Origin of the sequence: Mesorhizobium sp. M7A.F.Ca.AU.002.02.1.1 (assembly GCF_003998535.1) — a bacterium.
Classification (GTDB): Bacteria; Pseudomonadota; Alphaproteobacteria; order Rhizobiales; family Rhizobiaceae; genus Mesorhizobium; species Mesorhizobium ciceri.
The window spans coordinates 1-2,455 of sequence record NZ_RZPB01000835.1 but is presented as its reverse complement, the minus strand read 5'-3'; the positions used below and the strand labels follow the sequence as shown (position 1 = coordinate 2,455).

At 59.7% G+C, this 2,455-nt stretch carries 3 protein-coding genes; 1 reads left to right on the top strand and 2 read right to left on the bottom strand.

Going from position 1 to position 2,455, the window contains the following annotated elements; genetic code table 11:
- A partial coding sequence (locus tag EN879_RS32025; protein ID WP_281034618.1) for a transporter associated domain-containing protein occupies positions 1-310 on the top strand: 310 nt, incomplete at its 5' end.
- A gap of 24 nt (positions 311-334) precedes the next feature.
- On the opposite strand, the gene EN879_RS32020 is transcribed toward EN879_RS32025, so the two are convergent.
- Together EN879_RS32020 and EN879_RS32015 are read right to left on the bottom strand one after the other, a co-directional pair.
- Positions 335-1,876 carry a SpoVR family protein gene (locus EN879_RS32020; RefSeq protein ID WP_024503737.1) on the bottom strand — a complete coding sequence of 514 codons (1,542 nt, stop codon included), beginning with the start codon at positions 1,874-1,876 and terminating at the stop codon, positions 335-337.
- Between the two features lie 9 nt (positions 1,877-1,885).
- Positions 1,886-2,455, bottom strand: a 570-nt coding sequence (locus EN879_RS32015; protein WP_127274526.1) for a DUF444 family protein, incomplete at its 5' end; no start/stop codon positions are given.

Below are 2,455 nucleotides of genomic sequence, written 5' to 3'. Positions count from 1 at the left end.
GTATGTCGACATCGTGCTCGTCGGCGAGATCGCCGACGAGCACGATGTCGACATACAGGGCGTCAAGCAGGAGGCCGACGGCTCCGTGGTCGTCGACGGTACGGTGCCGATCCGTGACCTCAACCGGGCTCTCGACTGGAACCTGCCGGATGAGGAGGCAACCACCATTGCCGGCCTCGTCATCCACGAGACGCAATCGATCCCCGAGGAGAAGCAGGCTTTTACGTTCCACGGCAAGCGCTTCATCGTCATGAAACGCGACAAGAACCGGATCGCAAGGCTGAGGATCAGGCCAGCCGGCGACGCCTGATGTGCGCCGGGAGACCGGGTGCCGTCATCCCGCGATCTGGCTCGTCGAGCGTTCGTGGATCGTCGCGCCGGTCTCGGCATCCATGGCCGCCAGGCTGACTTCATAACCCCAAAGCCTGCGGATGTGACGAAGCGTGGCGTCGCGGCTGGCATCCTCGAGAAGGATGCCGTCATTGACCTTGTGCTGCAGCCGCAAATGGCGGTCGCCGAGCAGATCGACATCCACCACCTGAATGTCCGGCCGGTTCGCGCCGAGATCATAACTGTTGGCGAGCGCGGCGCGTATCTTGGCGTAGCCGCGCTCATCGTGGATGGACGCGACCAGGCAATGCGGCTGGTCGGCAGCGTCGCCGAGCACAAAAAACCGCCATTTCCGGATCAAGGCAGGGCTGAGGTACTGGCGGATGAAGGATTCGTCGCGATGCTCGGCCCAGGCGTCCAGCAGGACCTCGCGCCAGTTGCCCTGGCCGGCCATGTCGGGGAACCAATCGCGGTCCTCGGCCGTGGGTTCGGTCGAGATGCGCTGAATGTCCTGCATCATGTCGAGGCCGAGAGCATAGGGGTTGATGCCTGAAAAACGCGGATCGTCGAAGGCCGGCTGGAAGACCACGTTGGAATGATTGCGCAGGATTTCGAGCATGGCGCCTTCGCTGATCTGGCCGCGGTCGAACAGCATGTTCATCAGCGTATAGTGCACGAAAGTGGCACAACCTTCGTTCATCACCTGTGTCTGCCGTTGCGGGTAAAAATATTGCGCGATGACACGAACGATCCTGATGATCTCGCGCTGCCAGGGCTCCAGGACTGGGCTGTTCTTTTCCAGGAAATAGAGCAGGTTTTCCTCGGGCAGATTGAGCGATTTCTTCCACTCTGGGTCCTGGCCCTTGTCGTTGGCCGCTTGCTGCGAGGCCGGCAGCGTACGCCACAAGTCGTTGTAGGAGCGCTCCTCGTATTCGAGACGCTCGCGAATTCCTTCGCGTTGCCGTTCCGACGACAACCTCGGCGGCCGGTGATAGCGAAACACGCCCTGATCCATCAGCGCGTGGGCGGAATCGAGAACAGCTTCGACGGCGGCGAGGCCGTGCCGCTCCTCGCAGCGGACTATGTAGCCCTTGGCGAAGTCCAGGTAGCTGAGGATCGCACCCGCATCCGTCCACTGTTTGAACAGCTGATTGTTCTTGAAGAAATGATTGTGCCCGAGCGCTGCGTGGGCCGTCACCAGGGCCTGCAGGGCCATGGTGTTTTCCTCCATCAGATAGACGATGCAGGGATTGGAATTGATGACCAGTTCATAGGCAAGCCCCCGCCCGCCCTTGCGATAGAGCAAATCCTGGTGGAGGAAATGTTTGCCGAAAGACCAGTGACGGTACATCAATGGCATGCCGATGGACGAATAGGCGTCGAGCATCTGCTGCGACGAGATGATCTCCATCTGAACGGGATAGGTGTCCAGATGAAGCTCTTCGACCGCGAGTGCCTCGATAGCGTCATAGGCCCGCGACAATGTTTTGAAATCCCAGTCGGACCCTGAAAAAAGCAGGCTGGATTTGCTCGCTTGTCTGGCCATCGGGAACCCTCATGCCCTCTTGAGGGCGGCCGGTTGCCTGCCGAAGAGCTGGCGAAAAACCGGATAGATATCGGCGGGTGTGGCGATGCGGCTCATCTGGAAGTTCGGCCATTTCTGGTCGATGGAGTTGTAGGCACGCCAGAGCGATGTCCCGTTTTCTGTCGAGCCGAAAATATGAGCTTCACGCTCGTCGATGATCTCGACATAGGCAAAATACTGGCACAGCCGCATGAGCTCGCCGTTGAGCAGCGAAATGCATCGCTCCGAATCGCCGGCGAAATTGTCGCCGTCCGAGGCCTGGGCGGCATAGATGTTCCAGTCATGGGCCGGGTAGCGGCTGGTGATAATACGGTGCATTTCCTCCAGCGCGGTGGAAACGACGGTGCCGCCGCTTTGGGTGTTGTAGAAAAATGTTTCCTCGTCGACCTCCTGAGCCAGGTGCGTGTGGCGGATGAAAACAATCTCGATGCGGTCGTAGCGCCGTTTCAAGAACAGGTGCAGCAAGACGAAGAAGCGCTTGGCCAGATCCTTCTCGCGCTCGCCCATGGACCCGGACACGTCCATAAGACAGAACATGAC